The organism is Saccharospirillum sp. HFRX-2, assembly GCF_043196805.1.
Lineage (GTDB): Bacteria > Pseudomonadota > Gammaproteobacteria > Pseudomonadales > Natronospirillaceae > Saccharospirillum.
Window position 1 is genome coordinate 1,051,551 of record NZ_JBEBMU010000001.1, and the last position, 20,884, is coordinate 1,072,434.

The following is a 20,884-nucleotide window of genomic DNA, read 5'->3' on the forward strand; positions in this document are numbered from 1 at the left end:
GCTGAACCTCTCCTCAAATCAATAGAGGCACTATGTGTATCCCGTGAAGGGGGTACTCGACCAGGCATCAACGCCATGGCGACCCCCGAGTTCAAACACAAACAGTCGCAATTGAACCGGCGACTGGGCTTACGGTAAAGACAGAGGGGTAAGTCCATGAATGCAAAGGCTGCATCTCCCACTGGTGTGATGAGCACCGCGCCCTATCGCGTGGGTTTCCTGTTGCTCAATAACTTCACCATGGTGGCGCTGGCTTCGGCCATCGATCCATTGCGTATGGCCAATCAGTTGACCGGTCGCGAACTCTACACCTGGCGGCTGATCTCTGCCGACGGCGGCATCACCAAAGCCAGTGACGGCATCGCCATTGCTCCGGATGGCTCCATTGCCGATGCCGACGTTTTCGATATTGTCATTGTCGTTGGTGGCGTCGACATTACTCGCTCTTACACCCCGGCCCAGATCAGTTGGCTGCAATCCCAGGCGCATAAAAAAGTGCTGATGGGCGCGGTCTGTACCGGCGCTTATGTGTTGGCCGCAGCTGGCTTGCTCGACGGTTACAACTGCAGCGCGCACTGGGAATGTCTGGCGTCGTTGCAGGAACGTTTCCCGCGCGTGAACTGCACCAATCATTTGTATTCACTCGATCGTGACCGCATGACCTGCACCGGTGGCGGCGTGCCCATGGATATGATGCTGTCGATGATCAGTCGTCAGCATGGTAAAGCTCTGACGTCTGCCATCTGCGATATGTTCCTGTGCGATCGGGTACGTGCCGACAGCGAACAGCAACGCGCGCCACTGCGGCGCCTGCTGACCAGTGCTCAGCCCAAGCTCGCGGAAGTCACCGAGCTGATGGAATCCAATATCGAAGAGCCGATTGAGCTGGAAGAACTGGCGGCTTACGTCGGTATTTCCCGTCGCCAGTTAGAACGGTTATTCCTCAAACATCTCAACTGCACACCGTCGCGCTATTACCTGAAACTCCGACTCGACCGTGCCCGTCAGCTGCTTAAACAAACCAGCTGTTCAATCATCGAAGTGGCCGCCATGTGCGGCTTTGTCTCGGCGCCGCATTTCAGTCGTTGCTACCGCAAATACATCGGTGTCTCGCCCAAGGAAGAACGCCTGGCGATCTGGGCGATTGGCCCGTTGGAGACCAGCGCGACCGACAACGTTGCCGAACTGCCGTCTTCCTCGGTCAATGCTTTGCGTCTGGCTCAGGCTGAACCGACTTACGGCGCGGTCAATTTTGCCGCCAATCCGCTGAAGCCACAGCCGGCGCTCGCGGTGTCTGGCTGAGCCTGAAGCATGAAACCTGAGCCCGCCTTTATGGCGGGCTTTTTATTGCCGGGCTTTTGTGGGGGGATCATCGCCATAAGACGTTTAAGACACCGTCGATAACATCGTCCAGGTTAACCGGCTGATTGAAGCCAACAGCGACCTGATAATAAAAGTCAAAACCATGCCTGATATCCGCAAAGCCAAAGAGCTGGGCAAAACGGGAATAATTTTTCGGTTTTCAAAATGCCCATGCTGTTGAAGATCAATTGGGTTAGGTAGAAATCGTCAAAGACCTCAGCGTCGTACAGATGTGATACAGCACCCCGAACCTGACGCATATCGCCGATTCACACTTGAGTGATTTTCGGTTTCTTTGAGCCACTTCTCATTTTTAAGAAAGACCTGAAAAATACAACGATTTGTCAAACGCTTAATCAAACGACAGGCCTGTAAGGTAATCCAGTTCGCCGATGGCAGTGAATTACGGCCACCGGTTTTCCGTCCTAACTAGATTCTCTCGAGGTTTGATCATGACACGACTCAAGGTGGTTTATCGCCATCTATTGCCCGGCATTCTATTGGCGATAGCTCTGGTGGGTTGTAACAGCGAATCCACATCGAAGCCTAGCTTTACCGTAGGCGGTTCAATAACGAATTTGGTGGGCGAGTTAACACTCACCCTGAACGCTGGTGACCAGGTTGAAAATCTGACCATCAAAGACAACAAGACATTCACCTTCCCCTCTCGTCTCAAGCAAGGTGAGGCGTATAGCGTCGCCATCAGCAAACAGCCGGTAACCCAGGATTGCAGCATAGAGCAGGACCAAACCGAAGACCCAGCCGAAATCAGCGGCACGGTGGATACCGCTAACATCCTGATCGAAATAAGTTGTATCGATCTCAATATACCCAAAACGGGCCTCACCTTGACCTTGAAATCCCCTAAGACCTTCAGCCTTGCATGGGCAAAGGTTGACGGAGCCCAAGGCTATCGGCTCTCAGAACGTAGGGCCGCTGGCTCTGGTTTCGTTGATATCAGCAGTGTATTGAGCAGCGACACCGATAGCTTTCTGCATACCGTACCGATCTATGATCGCTGGAATGCCCTCTATGTATTGGAAGCCTGTGCTACGGCTAGCAGTACTCCGTGTAAGGCTGTAGCTCAAATAACAGCTGCCGAAGCCTTTGAGGCCGACCCCAGCTTGGTCAGTGGTATTGGCATGTTCAAGGCAACAGAGCCGTCAACGAATGCCTTTTTCGGGCGATCCATTGCCTTGAGCAAAGACGGCACTACGCTGGCGATTGGTGAAGACAAAAATGGTCAGGGTATCGGCGCCGTCTATGTCTATAACCGGGATGTAACGACTGGTGAATGGCAATCCCAGGTCATGACTAACACACCAAAGAGCGATGAAATGTATGGCCGTTCGGTCAGCCTGAGTGCGGACGGTCTGGTCCTGGCGGTAGGGGTACCCAAAAAAAGCAGTGAAACGATATACAGAGGCGGTGCCGTACAGGTCTATAGCCGCCCGGATACGCTGAGTAGTTGGAGCGATTCTGTACCACTATTAGTAGCACCCAACTCCAATAGAAGCGCTCGATTTGGAGCCTCGGTCAGCCTGAGTGCTGATGGTTTGACGCTGGCGGTGGGCGCTCCGAATGAAAGTATTGATGCCCAGGGCGTATCTCCGGACGTAACCGGTGAAAACCCGCTAGCCAATTCAGGTGCAGCCTACCTGTTCACGCGCCAAGACAGGCAAAGCGATTGGGTCGAGCTGGCCTATATCAAAGCTGAAAACCCTGGCGAAGGTGATTTTTTTGGTACGGTGGTCAAGCTCAATGGGGGCGGGGATACTGTCGCGGTGTATGCCCCGCAGGAAGACAGCGATGCATTGGGGGTCCATACTGCCGTCGTGAACAATGAGGATGCACCTGATTCCGGAGCGGTCTATCTATACCAGCGCAAGGATGACGATACAGTCCAGTTCACAACCTTTATAAAGTCGAGCATTGCGGGCCAACAGTTTTATGGCACTGCCATCGATTTGAGCGACGACGGTTTGGTGATGGCCGTCGGGGCCGTATTAGACGATCGCAACGCAAAAGGGGTATTTAGCTCACCAGATTCTTTACCAGGGGGGTTGTGGGAATCCGGTGCCGTCTATGTATATGCCCGAACGACTCAACAAGAAACATGGGCGCTGGAAAGTTTCATCAAGGCCGAGAATGCCAAGCGACACAACTATTTTGGCACCTCCGTCAGTTTGAGCGATGACGGCCTGGGTCTGGTCATCGGGGCGGGAAGAGAAAGCAGTTCAACCGCCGGCCTCCACCCACATATAGAGGGCATGGCCGATCCGTTTTCTGATACGGGGGCGAAGTACTCAGGTGCGGCCTACTACTATAGCCGTGCAGGCAGAACCAGCCTGTGGTCGTTGCAGTCATACATAAAAACCAGCCAGCCGCGGGAGGGCGATGCGGCCGCCGGTGATAGTAGCAGTGCCATCCGAACCGGTTGGACGGGCCAGACGGTTGAACTGAGCGGCGATGGCGAGACCCTCGCCATGAGTGCGCCGGGCGCGACCAGTCCGAAAGACGGCATCGATGCCACCGATGATGACTTGCCAAACGCCGGTGCGGTGTATCTCTACTAGTCCTCTTTATACCCATCCCTGTTAACCCTCAATATAAAGCGGCGTTCCGGATGTAACGGAGCGCCGCATCCACCTCTGGTTCCCTTCTTATCCTTTACTCAGATAGACCAGCCCGTCAGCCGTAATGCCGATTTTGGGTTTGCCGTTGTCGCTTCCAGTGACCCTGACGCCAAAGACGCTGGATACACTGCCAGCCATAACCGTATTTTAAGACGCCAGAGGTTCGCCATGACTGCTGCCAGACTGCACCAGGATTCCATCATTATCGACGGCCTGATCATTGCCAAATGGGGCCGTGAACTGTTCGAAGATATGCGCAAAGGCCAGCTGACGGCGGCCAACTGCACTGTTTCAGTCTGGGAAGATTTTCAAGACACCGTCGATAACATCGTCCAGGTTAACCGGCTGATTGAAGCCAACAGCGACCTGGTAATGAAAGTTGAAACCACCGCCGATATCCGCAAAGCCAAAGAGCTGGGTAAGACCGGCATCATCTTCGGTTTTCAAAACGCCCATGCTTTTGAAGACCAGCTTGGTTACGTACAGATATTCAAAGACCTGGGCGTGGGCGTGGTACAGATGTGCTACAACACCCAGAATCTGATCGGCACTGGCTGTTACGAACGCGACGGCGGACTGTCTGGTTTTGGTCGCGAAGTGGTCGCGGAAATGAACCGCGTCGGCATCATGTGCGACCTGTCGCACGTGGGCAGCAAAACCTCCGAAGAAGTGATCCTCGAATCGAAAAAACCGGTTTGCTATTCGCATTGCTTGCCGTCCGGTTTGAAAGAACATCCGCGTAATAAATCCGATGCAGAGCTGAAGTTTATTGCCGACCACGGCGGCTTTGTCGGCGTCACCATGTTCACGCCGTTTCTGGCCAAAGGTCCGGATGCGACCATCGACGACTACGTTGAAGCCATTGCCTACATTCTTGACATCGTCGGTGAAGACCAGATCGGCATCGGCACCGACTTCACCCAAGGCCAGGACAAAGCCTTCTTCGATTATCTGGTGCACGACAAAGGCTATGCGCGCGAACTGACCCAGTTCGGCAAGATCGTCAACCCCGAAGGCATCCGTACCGTCGGCGAATTCCCCAACCTGACCGAAGCCCTGTTACGCAACGGCTTCTCCGAGCGCGTCACGCAAAAAATCATGGGTGAAAACTGGCTGCGGATTCTGGGCGACGTCTGGGGCGAGTCCTAATGCTTTTAGTGTCTCTCGTCCGGGCGGCGTTCCGCTCCCGTTAAGCGTCTAGCATTCCGAAGGAAATAAAATGTCCCATCATGCGCCCGAAATGCCCATCCAGGTCGACGACGAAACCGGCGTCTGGACCACCGATGCACTGCCCATGCTGTACGTGCCCCGGCATTTCTTTATCAACAATCATCAGGCCATTGAAGAGGAAATCGGCGCCGAGCGTTATGCCGAGATTCTCTATAAAGCCGGCTACAAATCGGCCTGGCACTGGTGCGAAAAAGAAGCCGAACTGCATGGCCTGAAAGGCGCTGAAGTGTTCGAACATTACATGCGCCGTCTGTCGCAACGTGGCTGGGGTTTGTTCAGCATTGAACAGCTCGATATCGCCGCTGGCACGGCCCGGGTTCGTCTCGACCATTCTGCGTTCGTCTACTTCTACGGCAAGGTCGATCGCATGGTCGACTATATGTTCACCGGCTGGTTCGCCGGAGCCATGGATCAGATCGCCCAAGCCGAAGGCCTGACGATAAAAACCCAAGCCAAACAAACTCAGTGCGCCGCCGAAACGGGTGTCGATTACGGCCTGTTTGAAGTGACGCCGCTGTAACTTTTGAATCATTGTTAACCGGCTCAGTTCGCCCTGGGTCAGGTTCGCCGGGAGCCGTGTTATGTCCCAGTTTGAAAAACTGTTCACGCCGCTGAAAATCAATCAGCTCACCATTCGTAACCGCGTTGTCAGCACGGCGCATGCCGAGGTTTATGCTACCGATGGCGGCATGACGACCGATCGCTATGTGAAATATTACGAAGAAAAAGCCAAAGGCGGTTGCGGTCTGTGCATCTGTGGCGGCTCCAGTGTGGTATCGATCGACAGCCCGCAAAGCTGGTGGAGCTCGGTCAATTTATCAACCGATCGCATCATCCCGCACTTCCAAAATCTAGCCGATGCCGTGCACAAGCACGGCGGCAAGATCATGATTCAGATCACCCATATGGGCCGCCGCTCACGCTGGGATGGCGAAAACTGGCCGAACCTGATGTCACCCTCCGGCATTCGTGAGCCGGTGCATCGCGCTACCTGTAAAACCATCGAAGAAGAAGAAATCTGGCGCGTGATCGGCGACTTCGCCCAGGCCGCGCGCCGTGCCAAAGAAGGTGGTTTGGATGGCGTCGAACTGTCGGCCGTGCACCAGCATATGATCGATCAGTTCTGGTCACCTCGGGTGAATAAACGCACCGATGAATGGGGCGGTACTTTTGAAAATCGCATGCGCTTTGGTATGGAAGTATTGAAAGCGGTACGTGCGGAAGTTGGTCGGGATTTTGTCGTCGGCATGCGTATTTGCGGTGATGAATTCCATCCCGATGGTCTGACCCACGACGACATGAAAGAGATTGCCAAATACTACAACGCCACTGGCCAACTCGATTTCTTTGGCGTCGTCGGTTCCGGCTGCGATACCCACAACACGCTCGCCAATGTGATTCCCAATATGTCCTATCCACCGGAGCCGTTTTTGCATCTGGCGGCGGGCATTAAGGAGGTGGTCGATGTACCGGTAATTCATGCCCAGAACATCAAAGACCCGAACCAGGCTGAGCGTATTCTCGAAGCCGGTTACGTCGACTTTGTAGGCATGACCCGTGCGCATATTGCCGACCCGCATTTTATTGCCAAGATCAAAATGGATCAGGTCGATCAGATTCGACAGTGCGTCGGCGCCAACTATTGCATCGACCGTCAGTACCAGGGCCTCGATGTGCTGTGCATTCAGAATGCCGCGACCTCGCGCGAATACATGGGCATGCCGCACATCATCGAAAAGACCACTGGGCCGATTCGTAAGGTGGTAGTTATTGGTGGTGGACCGGGCGGTATGGAAGCAGCGCGTGTAGCCGCCGAGCGTGGCCACAACGTCACTCTGATCGAAAAAGGCAGTGAGCTCGGTGGCCAAATTACACTGGCATCCAAAGCGCCACAGCGCGATCAGATTGCTGGCATTACCCGTTGGTACGCGCTGGAACTGGCGCGACTGAAGGTGGAGCTGCGTTTCAATACCGCCGCCGATGCGGCCCTGATTCGTGATTTAAATCCGGAGGTTTGCATTCTGGCAACCGGCGGCACGCCTTTCCTGCAACAGAATCCTGAGTGGGGTTTTGATGAAGGTTTGGTGGTTTCAACCTGGGACATTCTCAGCGGTGCCGTTGAGCCGGGCGAGAACGTTCTGGTGTACGACACCATCTGCGAATTCTCAGGTATGTCGGCGGCGGATTACCTGGCCAGCAAAGGCAGTTTGGTCGAGTTGGTCACCGACGACATCAAACCCGGTGTCGGCATCGGCGGGACGACTTTCCCGACCTATTACCGCAGCCTGTATGAACGTGAAGTGGTGATGACCTCCGACATGATGTTGGAAAAAGTCTACGCCGAAGGCGACAAAAAAGTTGCTGTTCTGGAAAACGAATACACCGGCCAGAAAGAAGAGCGGGTGGTTGATCAGATCGTTGTTGAAAATGGCACCCGCCCCAACGAGGCGCTCTATTACGAACTGAAAGCCGACTCGATCAATAAAGGCCAGATTGATGTTGAAGCCCTGTTCGACAGCGCGGCGCAACCGGTATTAAGCGAAGCCAAAGACGGCATGATTTTGTGGCGTCTGGGTGATTGCGTATCGCAGCGCAATACGCACGCGGCTATCTATGATGCGTTGCGGCTGTGCAAGGATCTTTGAATAAAGGCATGACGCTGAACGGGAGACGCTGTTTTAGGCGTTGCGTCTTCCGTCTCCCGTCAAGCGTCTCCCGGAGCAAAAAATGCTTGATCGTGCATTATCAACCTTACTCATCGCTGGGCTGTTACTGCTGTTGATCGGCGCTGTACGGCGCATCCGTTTATGGCGCGCCGGTCAGCCAGAGTCAGTGAATTTACTGGCCGGTTTGCTGGCCATGCCGCGTCGTTATCTGGTTGATCTGCACCATGTGGTGGATCGCGATAAAGCCATGTCGCGCACTCATGTGGCCACGGCCGGTGGCTATGTGCTGGCCATGCTGCTGATTTTGCCGGTTTATCTTTTCGATCTGCGCAGTCCGTTTTTATTAGTGCCGCTGTTGTTTGCGACCGCCTTAATGTTTGTTGGTGCGCTCTTTGTGACCCGTCGTCGCATCCACCCACCGGAGCGTTTATCCAAAGGCCCCTGGATGCGCTTGCCGAAAAATCTACTGGCGTTTTCCGCGTCGTTTTTCTTATTAACCTTAATCGCGTCCGGCTGGCTGCCTGAGAATTTTGGCGGCACGGTGTTAGCCGTCATTTTGTTGATTGGCGTGGCCTTCGGTTTGGCCGAGCTGATGTTTGGCATGGGTTGGGGCGGGCCAATGAAACACGCCTTCGCCGGTGCCTTACACCTGGCTTTTCATCGTCGCCCTGAGCGTTTTGGTGGCGGTCGTTCGACTGGCCTGAAAGCGGTCAATCTGGATGGCGCTCTAGGCGTTGCCGAACCTAAGGATTTTAAATGGAACCAGTTGCTTGGTTTCGATGCCTGCGTGCAATGCGGTCGTTGTGAAGCTGTATGTCCAGCATTCGCTGCGGGTCAGCCGCTGAACCCGAAAAAACTGATTCAGGATATGGTGGTTGGTCTGGCCGGTGGCTCCGACGCCAACTATGCCGGCAGTCCCTACCCAGGCAAAAGCGTTGGTGACGCCAAAGGCGGCCCGGGTCAGGTGATCGTCGATGGTCTGGTCAGCGCTGAAACGCTCTGGTCGTGCACCACTTGCCGAGCCTGTGTCGAAGAATGTCCGATGATGATTGAGCACGTCGATGCCATTGTCGATATGCGCCGCTATTTAACGCTGGAGCGTGGTGAAACACCGAACAAAGGTGCCGAAGTATTAGAGAACTTAATCGCCACCGATAACCCCAATGGTTTCGATCCCGCCAGTCGAACCAACTGGGCAGCGGACCTGGATTTACCGCTGATGAAAGATAAACAAAAAACCGATGTTTTATTCTGGGTCAGCGACGGCGCTTTCGATATGCGCAGTCAGCGCATTTTACGAGCCTTTGTGAAAGTGCTGCGCGCGGCCAATGTCGATGTCGCCGTACTCGGCGATGAAGAAAAAGACAGTGGCGACGTTGCCCGGCGTCTGGGTGACGACGCGACTTTCCAGTCACTGGCAAAACAAAACATCGAAACGCTGAGCCGTTATCAGTTTAACCGTATCGTCACCACCGATCCGCACGCCTTCCATGTGTTGCGCAATGAATACGGCGAGCTGGGAGGGCATTATGAAGTGCTGCACCATTCGATTTTTATTAATGAACTGATCAAAAACCGCCAGCTAAAACTCGATGCTTTTAATGGCGGTACCGTCACTTATCATGACCCTTGTTACCTGGGGCGCTATAACGGCGAGTACGAATCGCCACGAGCGCTTTTGAATGCGCTCGGTATAGAAGTCAGTGAAATGCAGCGCTCTGGTTATCGTTCGCGCTGTTGCGGCGGCGGCGGCGGTGCACCCATTACCGATGTGCCTGGCGAGCGCCGCATTGCCGATATGCGCGTCGACGATGCCCGCGAAGTTAAGGCCGACACCATCGCCGTAGCCTGCCAGCAATGCACCGCCATGCTAGAAGGCGTAGTGGAACCGCGGCCGCAGATTCGTGATCTGGCTGAGTTGGTGGCCGAGCAAATTGTGGAGGTGCACTGATGTCGACTGTGATTCGTCGCGACCCGCGCCTGGAACGCATAGCCCGTAACCGCCTACATCCGCAACACGCCACCTTAACGATGGTCGGCGAAGTGCGCGGGCCAACCGGCTTGCTGCGCAAGAACCCGCACGCGGTCGGTTTTATCGGCCCCAATGGCATTAAGCGCATCGACCGCAGCGCCAAAGGCGGTGCCAATGTTTTAATGCGCCGTTCGGGGCAACAGGCGTCAACACAAACTATTGAATTGCCGATGCATAAAGTCGAAGCGCCGGACTATTTAATTGCGGTGGTAGTCGATTTAGCTGCCGGTCGGTTAAGCGGTCACGACAAAGACGTGCTCGGCCAGGCCCATCAATTGATACAGCAACTGGACGGCCAGGGTGCGGTCTTAGCCATCGCCTTTGGCGACAGCCGCGATGTTGATTTCGGCGCCGCCGGTGCCGACCGCCTGTTACACCTGCCGGACTACAGCGGCTATTGCCCAGAACAAAAACTGGCCCTGCTCGAAGCGGTGGAAGCCGAGCATGAAATCCGCTTCTGGTTATTTCCCGATTCCGTTCAAGGCGGTGCCGACCTGGGCCGCCGTCTTGCTGTCCGTCTGGATATTCGCGCCGCCACCCATGCCTGGCAGGTAGACGCCACGACCACCCTCAGCCGTGGCGGCCGCGACCGCATCGACTGGCAACGCCCAACGCCGCGCTTGCTGTTGCTGGCCGAAGAATGCGCCATGCCGATCAGCGATACTCGTCACGAAGCCAAGCCGATTTCAGCGCCGGTTATCGACGCTCTATCCGCACAGATTGAAGACCTCGGCCCGGTCGATGTAGACCCCCGCCAGATCGCCCTGGCCGAAGCCGAATTTATTGTTTCGGCCGGTAACGGCGTGCGCGACTGGGATCAGTTCCACCGGGTTGCCAAAGCCCTGGGCGCGACCGAAGGCGCCAGCCGCGTCGCCGTCGACGATGGCAATATGCCGCGCTTCCGCCAGGTAGGCGCCACCGGTACTTGGGTAACCGCTCGGGTCTATATCGCCGTCGGTATTTCCGGCGCCATTCAGCATCTGCAAGGCATTGGTCAGTGCGACAAAGTCATCGCCATCAATATGGACCCGGGCTGCGATATGGTGAAACGCGCTGACTTGTCGGTGATTGGTGATAGCCAGGCCATTCTGGCGGAGTTGTTAAATTTGCTGGGTGAGAGCGCAACTGAAACTTCCACTGCTGATTCGGAGGCTCGTCATGTCGCTTGATGCTTCTTTGAATGTGACGGCGCTGGTCAGCATTGGCCAGCACGAAAAGTCCGGCCGCGAACAACGCGCTAGTCAGGATGCCCGCGCTGTCGAACTGGGTCTTAAATTAGTCGGCACTCAGGTCAAATTACTGCATGTCGGTACTGACCAAAATACCGCCTTAAAGCAATATTTAGGTATGGGCCTGCCGGAATTAACTCTGTTAAAAACGGCTGAAAATTCCGATGCAACGACTGTATTATTAAACCACTTAAAAGCAACACCAACGGATATTCTGCTCACCGGAATCCGCGCTGAAAATGGCGAAGCGTCTGGACTATTGCCTTATCAACTGGCCGAACAACTCGGCTGGCCGATTGTCGACCGCATCGCCGATATTCAAAAAATTGCCGACGGTAAAGCCGAAGTTTTGCAAGCCCTGCCACGCGGCCAACGCCGCCTGTTACGCGTGCCCCTACCGTTCGTCGCCAGCGTCGACAACGCCGCAACCACCCCTCGCCAGTCCGCTTTCGGCGCCGCCCGCCGCGCCACCATCACCGAGCAAGCAGTCGATGCCCCGGTCGATACCTCCCGCCAGAATTGGCAACAAAGTCCCGCCAAAGCCAAGCCAAAACGCCTTAACGTAGTAAAGGCCAGCAACGCCGCCGACCGCTTCAAAGCCGCCACCGCCAAGCCACAAGGGCAGGGTGGGCAGGTGATTAAAGATGGGACGGATAGAGAGAAGGCCGAGGCGGTTATCGACTTATTGCGAAATGAGAAAATTCTGAATTAGTTGGAATACATAGTCTCTGGTCAGTTCCTTTCAGGCGGTACCACCATAGGGGATATGGGACTATAGGTGGGGAGATTATCGATCAGGCTAATACTGGGGACTATAATGGCTCTTCAATGTTTGGTGCAGTTACTGGTTCAACGGCTACTGCTGTAGGTGCTGGTGCTGCAGCGGTTTTATCAGCACCTGCTTGGGCAATAACAGCAGTAGGAATAGGTGCAGGCTATCTTGACTATATAAGGGCTAGCTGGGCGTACGATGCGCTTACACCTAAAGACCCATGTAACTACTGAGGGATGACATGAGTTTGGCTTGTAAGAGTTGCTTTAGAGAGTTAGACGTTAATGATCAGCTAAAGACTGTGCTTAATGGAGCTTTTACATGCCCGAACTGCAAAACGAAATACTCAATTTCAAACTTTGAAAAATTCATATCGAGTTGGTTTTTGAGCTTGCTGTTCATCGTATTACTAACTTTTTTTAAAGTTCATGTCCTGTTGAGCTTATTGATTGTTTCTCTAGTTTTCTTGCTTCGAGGCTGGATATCAATTCGGCGTCTTTTTAAACGTGATTTAATGAAGTAGATGAACAAGGAAGTAAGGCTATTTAATTATAGGTACTAAAAAGGAATCATAAAATATTATAAGCGGAGAGATTAAAACTGATGATTGTAATCTGCCAGCCGATGGCAGCGCCTCAGCCCTGGAACAGCTCGGCAACCTGATGCCCTACCAATACACCGGCCGCTACACCGAAGCGACCACCGGCCTGGTGCACCTCGATGCCCGCTGGTACAACCCTCAAACCCAACGCTTCGTACAACCGGACCTGTGGAACTTCCGCAACACTGGTCTGCCAATGGCAGTGCGTCATGAGTTGATGCGGTTTACCGGTTTGGATACCGCTCAGTTGCTGAGGGACCCTGGGCAGCAGATGGGGTATGGGTATGTGAGTGGGAATCCGCTGGGTTGGATCGATTTATATGGCCTTGATACCACAGCAATTGTCGTTAGTGGAAATCTTGGTTTTGGATGAGGTGGTTCTGTAAGTCTTGGTGTCGCTTGGGATGACGACGGTAATGTGGCTTTACAGGGGTCAATCTCAGGTGGTGGACAGACCCCCAACGCTACTGTGACTGTAGGTATTCAAAGCACCAATGCAGATACGGTGAACAACCTTGCAGGTGTTGGTTCTGAAACATGTGTAGTTACAGGACCAGTAACGACAGGTGCATTGCAAGGTGATGGCTACACAGGGACATTTTCGGATTATACTGTTTATGGTGGTGGTTCCCCAGTTGGGGCTACAGGCCAAGTAACGGGTACTGCAAATTTTCTCTCTGGGAACATAGGTGGTCTCATAGATAATTTGCTTGGTAGAGATCCTAAAGAAGAGCCTAATGAGCCTCCTGGTGAACCTCATAGTTATGGAATCGATCTTTCTGGCCACCGAAATATTCCGTGTTAGGTTATGAAATAAGTGGGTTTATGGAAAATCTTATTCTGATAACTTCCTGGATTGCAGGGTATGGCGTTCTGTTCTTTTTTGGGTGGCTTATAATTGGCTTAATCCTAGGGTTCCTCAAATTGCGCCGAGGTTCTTCTGCCAAGAATCTTAAAAGGGCTTTATTTTACATTTTTCCTCCGGCCCTATTCTTAGTGTCGGGATCTATGCTTTCTGACATGGCGCTTTTAATTATGATGAAAGAGGTCAATAGGAATAATGAAATTAATATCGTTGAATCTAGTGGCCTATACTATTCCAAGTACGAGATCCAAAATGGAATTAAGAATTCTTTTTTATTTAAGTATGAGTCAGGTCATAACCCTATCTCAGACAAGTATGTTTTGTTTGATTTCAAGAATCACCCCAGCGTTAAGTTTCGTATAAATTCTGATAATCGAGATTCAAGTATGTTTTGGATATCAGTGGAGAATATTCTTGGCTATGGATACATTGGTTTTTTTCGGTTGTGATTTCATCAGTTATGTTTAATTCCGATTAAGAGGGTACTCATCGTAAGTAGGGCTTGGTTAACTTAAAACCGGCGGCATGCATGTTGCGCCAACCGTTCCTTTATAGCGATCATCTCGGCAGCACCTTGCAAGTACGCGACGCCGATGGCAAGGGCGCATTGCGTCTGGGCTACAGCCCCTTCGGCCAGGTCTTCCTGAAACACAACGACTACAACCACTGGTCGCCAGCTGACGGCAGCGCCTCAGCCCTAGAACAACTTGGTAACCTGATGCCGTACCAATACACCGGCCGCTACACCGAAGCAACCACCGGCCTGGTGCACCTCGATGCCCGCTGGTACAACCCCAAAACGCAACGCTTCGTGCAACCCGACCTGTGGAACTTCCGCAACACCGGCTTACCGATCAAAGCAGACAGGATTCCAAACGTAATGTAGTAACGCTAGTGTGCTGATGGCTGACTTGTCACTGTGCATCCGCACGTTTAGCCTGCCTCTATCGGTATCACGCCACTGACCCAAATTCTACCGGCCAAAGAAGGAGCGCTCCCTTGCTGAACCCTGACAGCTGGACCCTGGTACAGGGGTTGCTGGTCTTTGCAGGCTGCGCTCTGATTATTGCTCTGGCCGGTACTCGTATCACCGCTGTGGTTGACCAGCTGGCGGATCGTACCGGCATCGGTGAAGCGGCAGCAGGGGCGGTGTTGCTTGGCTTTAGTACCTCTATTGGTGGCTCGGTGCTGTCGGTCACCGCTGCGTGGAACGGCAATGCGGAACTGGCGGTCAGTAATGCTTTGGGCGGTATTGCCGTGCAAACTTTCTTTCTGGCTGTAGCCGATATGGTTTACCGCCGTGCCAATCTGGAACACGCGGCAGCCTCGGTACCGAACATGATCCAGAATGCGTTACTGATCATGTTGCTGGCGTTAATTATGATGACGCCGTTGCTGCCCGAGGTCACTCTGTGGCAGGTGCATCTTGCCTCCCCACTGCTGTTTATTTTCTATGTCTACGGCCTCCATCTGGCGCAGAGCGCGCATAAAAAGCCCATGTGGACGCCAACTCAAACCCGGGAAACCCGCGCAGACCAGCCAGACGATATCAGCCGTATGCCGTCGACGGTGCGTTTGTGGGTTGAATTCACGCTGTTATTTGTGGTGCTCGGATTGGCGGGTTGGACGCTCGAGCCAGCGGCGACTGTGATTGCAGCAAAGACCGGTTTAACCCAGACCGTTGTGGGTGTCATGTTGACGGCCATTTCTACGTCCATACCGGAACTGGTGACGTCCATAGCGGCGGTTAGACGAGGGGCATTGACCTTGGCTGTCGGTGGCATCATCGGCGGTAACGCCTTTGATACGCTTTTTATGGCGGCCTCAGACATCGCCTATCGCGATGGCTCGATCTACCACACCATGACCAAATCGGCTCAGCTTTGGGTTTCTTTGACGCTGTTGATGTCTGCGGTGTTGATGATGGGTTTGCTCCGGCGTGAGCGTATCGGACCGGGCAGAATTGGTGTTGAAAGCGTGGTTTTAATACTGCTTTACCTGGGTGGCGCAGCGCTGCTGTTGAGCGCGCTTTAGTGGTCGGCCCGATCGGCCGTCAATGCACGGATTTAACCCAGACCCGCCACTCTCTCTCCAGCCTCAAAAGATGCAATTAATGTCTCAAGCCGCTTCAGCCGAGTAACTTCTCGCTTGGCGCTCATTACCCAATAAACCGACTGTCGCCGATAAGAGGGCGCCAGTTCTTCAAAAAAGGCCCAGGCTTTTGAATTAGCTTTAAGGCGCTCTTCGTACTCTCTGGCTAGTTCCAGTTGCATGCTATCAACGGAGTAACCTTCGGTGTCTTTGCGAGCCTTAAACAGTCTTAAACCCTCGGGTTTTATGTGACCGCTTCTGATTAATTCCTCTACCTTTTTAACATTAACCGCACTCCAAACGCTGCCTTCCTTTCTCGGCGTAAAGCGAATTTTATAGCGTTCAGCATCAACCGATTTTCGAATGCCATCGATCCAGCCAATGCACAGTGCAGCGTCTACCGAATCTGACCAAGTCAGGGTGGCGCGCCCGGTGCTTTTTTTGAAATAGCCAACCCAGACTTCCGTTTCGCTTTGGTGGTGTTGTTCCAGCCATTGGCTGAATTCGTCCCGGTTGGCGAAGAAAATGGCGTCTTCCAAAACTGAACTTCCTTATTGCAAAAAAATGAAATGAAAGAGTGTGGCTCCCCTGGCTATTTCGGGAACCACACTCTTTAGTGCGTTATTGTAGGTTGGTTAGTTCTTTTTCAACCAGCTGATGATCGCCTGGTTGGTCTCTTCCGGTTTTTCCTGGCTGATCCAGTGGCCGCAATCCAGGGTTGTTACTTCAACCTGGGGTACGGAGTTCGCCAGCGTCGGAGAGGGCTGAACCATATCGCGTGCGCCATAAATCATCAGCGCCGGTTTTTGAATAATGGGGTCGACGTTGGCAAGTAAGTGCCAGTTTCGGTCGAGGTTTCGATACCAGTTGATGTTGCTAGTGAAGCCGGATTTTTGGAACGCCTCAACAAAAACCGCCAGGTCGTCGTCGCTCAATAACGGTTCGCCGGCAGGGCTGTCGGACTGAGCCAGGTTGCTCATCATATTGCCCGGTTCTGGCGCGGCCATCGGTTCGTTTTTGCGATACAAATTGCGCAAAAAGTTTTCGGTGTTGGCTTCCAAAATGGCATCGGCGACGCCCGGTTTTCGGTTGAAGTCGACCATGTAGTAGTCAGGGCCGATGATGGCTTCGAGCATATCGATCCAGGGCATTTCGCCGCGGTCCATGTAAGGCACGCTCAGGTTGACGATTTTGCTGACGCGGGTCGGGTGCAACAACGCCAAGCCCCACACCACCATGGCGCCCCAGTCGTGGCCGATAAAGACGGCATCTTTATAGTTGTAGTGGTCGAGCAGGGCGACCAGGTCACCGCTCAAGTGTTCCAGGTCGTAAGCGGTTACTTCGCTCGGGCAGGAGGAGTTGCCAAAGCCACGCTGGTTGGGAGCGATGACGTGGTAGCCGGCGGCGACCAGTGCCGGGATTTGTTCTTTCCAGGTGTAGGCCAGTTCTGGCCAACCGTGGCACAGCACGACGGGGTTACCGGTGTTTTCCTGACCGGCTTCGAAGACTTCGAGTTCTATTCCATTAACCGAAACAAAACTGGGGTTGGGGAAAACGGTAGCCTTGCTCATGTGGTTCCTTACTGATGAAAATTGAACGGCCACCTTAGTGCTTAAACAGGTCAATACTTGCCCTAATAGAACGGATTGTTTTTGCTGGTTTCGAACAGCGGTCACTCATCCTGGTTGTGTTGTTTTCGTTCCTCTTTTATCGGGCTGCCTGAATGCTGTTCCCACCGATGACGTTTAGAGGAATAAAAGGTCGCTGCGATGTCGTTTGCGGAATCTTCGCGGGCACTCAAAGTTCTAGTATGCAGGCTCGGTGTTTGATCCCGGCACCTTGTTAGGCTCGATACGCCGACAACAACAATAATGACAGGAGATCACAGTGATGAGTGTTCAAGCATCTAATCGTGGTGTTGTATATCAGGGTCCGGGCAAGGTCTCGGTCGAATCCATTGCTTTTCCCGAGCTCGCCATCGGTAAGCGCCGTTGCGATCACGGCGTTATTTTGAAAGTGCTCACCACCAATATCTGCGGCTCCGATCAGCATATGGTGCGCGGCCGTACTACCGCGCCTCAGGGCTTGGTGTTGGGCCATGAAATTACCGGCCAGATCATCGAATGCGGCCGTGACGTTGAATTCCTCAAGGTCGGCGATGTGGTGTCGGTGCCTTTTAATATTGCCTGTGGTCGCTGCCGCAATTGTAAGGAAGGCAAAACCGGTATTTGTTTGAATGTGAATCCAGCGCGTCCTGGTGCGGCCTATGGTTATGTCGATATGGGCGGCTGGGTTGGCGGCCAGACTGAGTATGTGATGGTACCTTACGCCGACTTTAACCTGCTGAAATTCCCCGATCCAAATCAGGCCATGGAGAAAATCCGCGATCTGACGCTGCTGTCCGATATTTTCCCGACCGGTTTCCACGGTTGTGTGACTGCCGGTGTCGGTCCGGGTTCAACGGTTTATATTGCTGGCGCTGGCCCTGTGGGACTGGCTGCGGCGGCCGGTGCGCAATTGCTTGGCGCGGCCTGCGTGATTGTCGGCGATATGATCGACGAACGTCTGGCCCAGGCGCGCAGTTTTGGTTGCGCCACCATCGATTTGAAACAGGATGCCGAATTGCCCGAGATGCTGGAGCAGATTCTCGGTGAGCCGGAGGTCGATTGCTTTGTTGATTGCGTCGGTTTCGAGGCACATGCCTGCGGTCATCATCACCATGTTGAGCAACCGGCCACGGTGTTGAACTCGGCCATGCAGGTCACTCGCGCCGGTGGCGAAATCGGCATACCGGGTTTGTATGTGACTGAAGATCCGGGCGCGGCTGAAGTGGCTGCTCAGCAGGGTTCGTTGAGCATGCGCTTTGGTTTGGGCTGGGCGAAATCGCACTCCTTCCATACCGGTCAGTGCCCGGTGATGAAATACCACCGCGCGCTGATGCAGGCGATTTTGTTCGACCGGGTGCAGATCGCCGAGGCGGTGAATGTGCAGCTGATCAGCCTCGACCAGGCGCCGCAAGGCTATGCCGATTTTGACGGTGGCGCAGCTAAGAAGTTTGTTATTGATCCGCACGGTTCGGTCGCCGCTTAACCGCGAAGCCAGGGCATTCCGGCGTGGCACACTGCGACCGGGATGCTCAGCACCGACGCCCTTCGGTCTATTTGCGGCCTGGGTCGGGCTTTGCGAAGGTGTTCGGATCACAATAGCGCGGTGTTGCTCAGCTGGCCCAGCTATACTGCTACAGCGTGATCGCCACCTTCGATAAGCGCCATTCACAATAACAACGACCGTGCCGTACAAAAAATCATTATGTCTGATGCCTCTCAATCTTCGCCCGTCCAGCCGGACTTCTCGCTGGACTGGTTAAACGCCGAAATTGCGGCCTTTAGAGCCCGGCCAGGGCCGCTGTTGCCGCTGCTGCATCGTATTCGCGATGACCTCGGTTATATTCCCGAAACCGCAGTGCCGGTTATTGCCGAGGGTTTGCAGATTACCCGCGCCGAAGTGCATGGGGTGATCAGTTTCTATCACGATTTTAATACCCAGCCGACCGGTCGTACCCGCCTGCAAATCTGCCGGGCCGAAGCCTGCCAGGCGCGCGGTTGCCAGTCGTTGGAAAGCTACGCTCAGCAAAAACTCGGCATTGATTATCATCAGACCACAACAGATGGTGAAGTGAGCCTGGAACCGGTTTATTGCCTGGGCAATTGTGCGACTGGCCCGGCGGTGCGGCTGAACAGTCGCATTTATGGCCGGGTCACCAACAGCCGGCTGGATACCTTGCTGGACCAGGCGGCCACTCGTCGGCTGATCATTCAGGAGCCGGAAGCATGACGCGTATTTTTGTGCCGCGTGACACCACGGCTTTATCGCTCGGTGCCGATGAAGTGGCTGCGGCCTTGCTGAACAGCGGCACCAAGTTCGAACTGGTACGCAACGGCTCGCGCGGTCTGTTTTGGTTAGAGCCGTTAGTCGAAGTCGAAACCGATCAGGGCCGCGTTGCTTATGGTCCGGTAGCGCCTGAAGACATCCCGGCTTTGCTCGACAGTGGTTTGCTCGAAGGCAAGCCCGGCCATGCACTTTATCTGGGCCCGATTGAGCAACATCCCTATCTGAAAAACCAGCAACGCCTGACCTTTGCGCGTGCCGGCATTACCGACCCGGTGTCGCTCGACGATTACTGCCAGCACGGAGGTTATGTTGGCTTGCGTCAGGCGCTGGATAAAACCGAACAACAGATCGTTGATGAAGTAAAAAATTCGGGCCTGCGCGGTCGTGGGGGCGCGGCCTTTCCGGCGGGTATTAAATGGCAGACGGTTTTGGATGCTGACGCTAGTCGCGAACACGGCCGCTATTCCGGTCGCAAATTTATTGTCTGCAACGCCGATGAAGGCGACTCTGGCACCTTTGCCGATCGGCTGGTGATGGAAGCCGATCCTTTTATGCTGATCGAAGGTATGACCATCGCGGGTTTGGCGGTGGGTACCGATACCGGCTTTATTTATCTGCGCTCGGAATACCCGGTTGCGCACGAGATTCTGAATGAGGCCATCGCCGTTGCCGAAGCGGCGGGTTATCTCGGCGACAACGTCCTTAATTCCGGTCGCGGCTTTCATCTGGAAGTTCGCCTCGGTGCCGGTGCTTATATCTGCGGCGAAGAAACGTCGCTTTTGGAAAGCCTGGAAGGCAAGCGCGGACAGGTAAGGGTGAAACCTCCATTGCCGGCTTTGCATGGCGCTTTCGGTCAGCCGACGGTGGTTAATAACGTCCTCACCTTTGCCGCGGTGCCCTTTATTTTGGCCCATGGCGGTCAGGCTTATGCCGACTATGGCATGGGTCGCTCGCGCGGCACCTTGCCGTTTCAGTTGGCTGGAAACATCGAACGCGGTGGTCTGGTCGAGCTGGCTTTTGGCGTCACGCTGCGTGAATTACTGGAAGACTACGGCGGCGGCACTGCGACCGGCCGACCGATGCGCGCCGTTCAAGTCGGCGGACCACTCGGCGCTTATCTGCCAGAAAGTCAGTGGGATACCCCGCTCGATTACGAAGCCTTCGGCGAGGTCGGCGCCGTGGTCGGTCACGGTGGCATAGTGGTGTTCGATGACAGCGTCGACATGCTCAAGCAGGCGCGTTTTGCCATGGAATTTTGTGCTGTGGAATCCTGCGGTAAATGCACGCCCTGTCGCATTGGTTCGACGCGCGGCGTGGAAGTGATCGATCGCATTCGCGCCAATGACGAACGCGACAACAACCTTATTTTACTGCGCGATTTATGCGATACCCTCGAAGACGGTTCGCTCTGCGCCATGGGCGGCATGACGCCGAACCCGGTGCGCAGCGCGCTCAATCACTTTCCCGATGATTTCCAACGCGACGCAGTCAGCGTCACGGAGGCCTGAA

General features: G+C 54.2%; 16 protein-coding genes and 1 pseudogene. 15 read left to right on the forward strand and 2 right to left on the reverse strand.

What is annotated here, in order from left to right:
• The first annotated feature begins 156 nt into the window (after positions 1-156).
• The 12 genes and pseudogenes from ABMA60_RS04955 (at position 157) to ABMA60_RS05010 (ending at position 15,427) form a co-directional block, all read left to right on the forward strand.
• A complete protein-coding gene (locus ABMA60_RS04955) occupies positions 157-1,302 on the forward strand; it encodes a GlxA family transcriptional regulator (RefSeq protein ID WP_392799577.1) in 1,146 nt (381 codons plus the stop codon).
• A 127-nt stretch (positions 1,303-1,429) separates the two neighbouring features.
• Positions 1,430-1,556: pseudogene (locus ABMA60_RS04960) on the forward strand (peptidase M19); the annotation flags it as partial.
• A gap of 258 nt (positions 1,557-1,814) precedes the next feature.
• The gene (locus tag ABMA60_RS04965) at positions 1,815-3,938 is read left to right on the forward strand and encodes a hypothetical protein (protein ID WP_392799580.1); all 2,124 of its coding nucleotides are present in this window, start codon (positions 1,815-1,817) and stop codon (positions 3,936-3,938) included.
• A 228-nt stretch (positions 3,939-4,166) separates the two neighbouring features.
• Positions 4,167-5,147, forward strand: coding sequence for a dipeptidase (locus ABMA60_RS04970; RefSeq protein ID WP_392799583.1), 981 nt, complete (start codon positions 4,167-4,169; stop codon positions 5,145-5,147).
• 70 nt (positions 5,148-5,217) lie between these two features.
• Positions 5,218-5,748, forward strand: a complete 531-nt coding sequence (locus ABMA60_RS04975) for a DUF5943 domain-containing protein (protein WP_392799586.1) — start codon at positions 5,218-5,220, stop codon at positions 5,746-5,748.
• Positions 5,749-5,809: 61 nt separating this feature from the next.
• On the forward strand, positions 5,810-7,873 hold the full coding sequence (gene dgcA, locus ABMA60_RS04980; protein WP_392799589.1) for a dimethylglycine demethylation protein DgcA: 2,064 nt from the start codon (positions 5,810-5,812) through the stop codon (positions 7,871-7,873).
• Positions 7,874-7,955: 82 nt separating this feature from the next.
• Entirely contained in the window at positions 7,956-9,845 is a 1,890-nt protein-coding gene (locus ABMA60_RS04985) for a (Fe-S)-binding protein (RefSeq protein ID WP_392799592.1), read from the forward strand.
• A complete protein-coding gene (locus ABMA60_RS04990) occupies positions 9,845-11,095 on the forward strand; it encodes an electron transfer flavoprotein subunit alpha/FixB family protein (protein WP_392799595.1) in 1,251 nt (416 codons plus the stop codon). The genes ABMA60_RS04985 and ABMA60_RS04990 overlap by 1 nt, the downstream gene beginning before the upstream one ends.
• Positions 11,085-11,867: an electron transfer flavoprotein subunit beta gene (locus ABMA60_RS04995; protein ID WP_392799598.1), complete on the forward strand. Its 783-nt coding sequence runs from the start codon at positions 11,085-11,087 to the stop codon at positions 11,865-11,867. Before ABMA60_RS04990 ends, ABMA60_RS04995 begins: the two co-directional genes overlap by 11 nt.
• 722 nt (positions 11,868-12,589) lie before the next feature.
• Entirely contained in the window at positions 12,590-12,901 is a 312-nt protein-coding gene (locus ABMA60_RS05000) for an RHS repeat-associated core domain-containing protein (RefSeq protein ID WP_392799601.1), read from the forward strand.
• A 1,021-nt stretch (positions 12,902-13,922) separates the two neighbouring features.
• Positions 13,923-14,279 carry an RHS repeat-associated core domain-containing protein gene (locus ABMA60_RS05005; RefSeq protein ID WP_392799604.1) on the forward strand — a complete coding sequence of 119 codons (357 nt, stop codon included), beginning with the start codon at positions 13,923-13,925 and terminating at the stop codon, positions 14,277-14,279.
• A gap of 113 nt (positions 14,280-14,392) precedes the next feature.
• Complete coding sequence (locus ABMA60_RS05010; protein ID WP_392799607.1) at positions 14,393-15,427, forward strand: sodium:calcium antiporter; 1,035 nt, start codon at positions 14,393-14,395, stop codon at positions 15,425-15,427.
• Positions 15,428-15,459: 32 nt separating this feature from the next.
• Here the strand turns inward: ABMA60_RS05010 and ABMA60_RS05015 are convergent, their stop codons facing one another.
• Complete coding sequence (locus tag ABMA60_RS05015) at positions 15,460-16,023, reverse strand: YdeI family protein (protein ID WP_392799609.1); 564 nt, start codon at positions 16,021-16,023, stop codon at positions 15,460-15,462.
• A gap of 96 nt (positions 16,024-16,119) precedes the next feature.
• Positions 16,120-17,055 (reverse strand): alpha/beta fold hydrolase, encoded by a 936-nt coding sequence (locus ABMA60_RS05020; protein ID WP_392799612.1) that lies wholly within the window; start codon positions 17,053-17,055, stop codon positions 16,120-16,122.
• Between the two features lie 319 nt (positions 17,056-17,374).
• On the opposite strand from ABMA60_RS05020, the gene fdhA reads away from it, so the two are divergent.
• The 3 genes from fdhA to ABMA60_RS05035 all read left to right on the forward strand — a co-directional run bounded on the left by fdhA (position 17,375) and on the right by ABMA60_RS05035 (position 20,883).
• Positions 17,375-18,574: a formaldehyde dehydrogenase, glutathione-independent gene (fdhA, locus tag ABMA60_RS05025; RefSeq protein ID WP_392799615.1), complete on the forward strand. Its 1,200-nt coding sequence runs from the start codon at positions 17,375-17,377 to the stop codon at positions 18,572-18,574.
• Positions 18,575-18,793: 219 nt separating this feature from the next.
• The gene (locus ABMA60_RS05030; RefSeq protein WP_392799617.1) at positions 18,794-19,318 is read left to right on the forward strand and encodes a formate dehydrogenase subunit gamma; all 525 of its coding nucleotides are present in this window, start codon (positions 18,794-18,796) and stop codon (positions 19,316-19,318) included.
• Positions 19,315-20,883 carry a formate dehydrogenase beta subunit gene (locus ABMA60_RS05035; protein ID WP_392799619.1) on the forward strand — a complete coding sequence of 523 codons (1,569 nt, stop codon included), beginning with the start codon at positions 19,315-19,317 and terminating at the stop codon, positions 20,881-20,883. Before ABMA60_RS05030 ends, ABMA60_RS05035 begins: the two co-directional genes overlap by 4 nt.
• Position 20,884 lies beyond the last annotated feature (1 nt).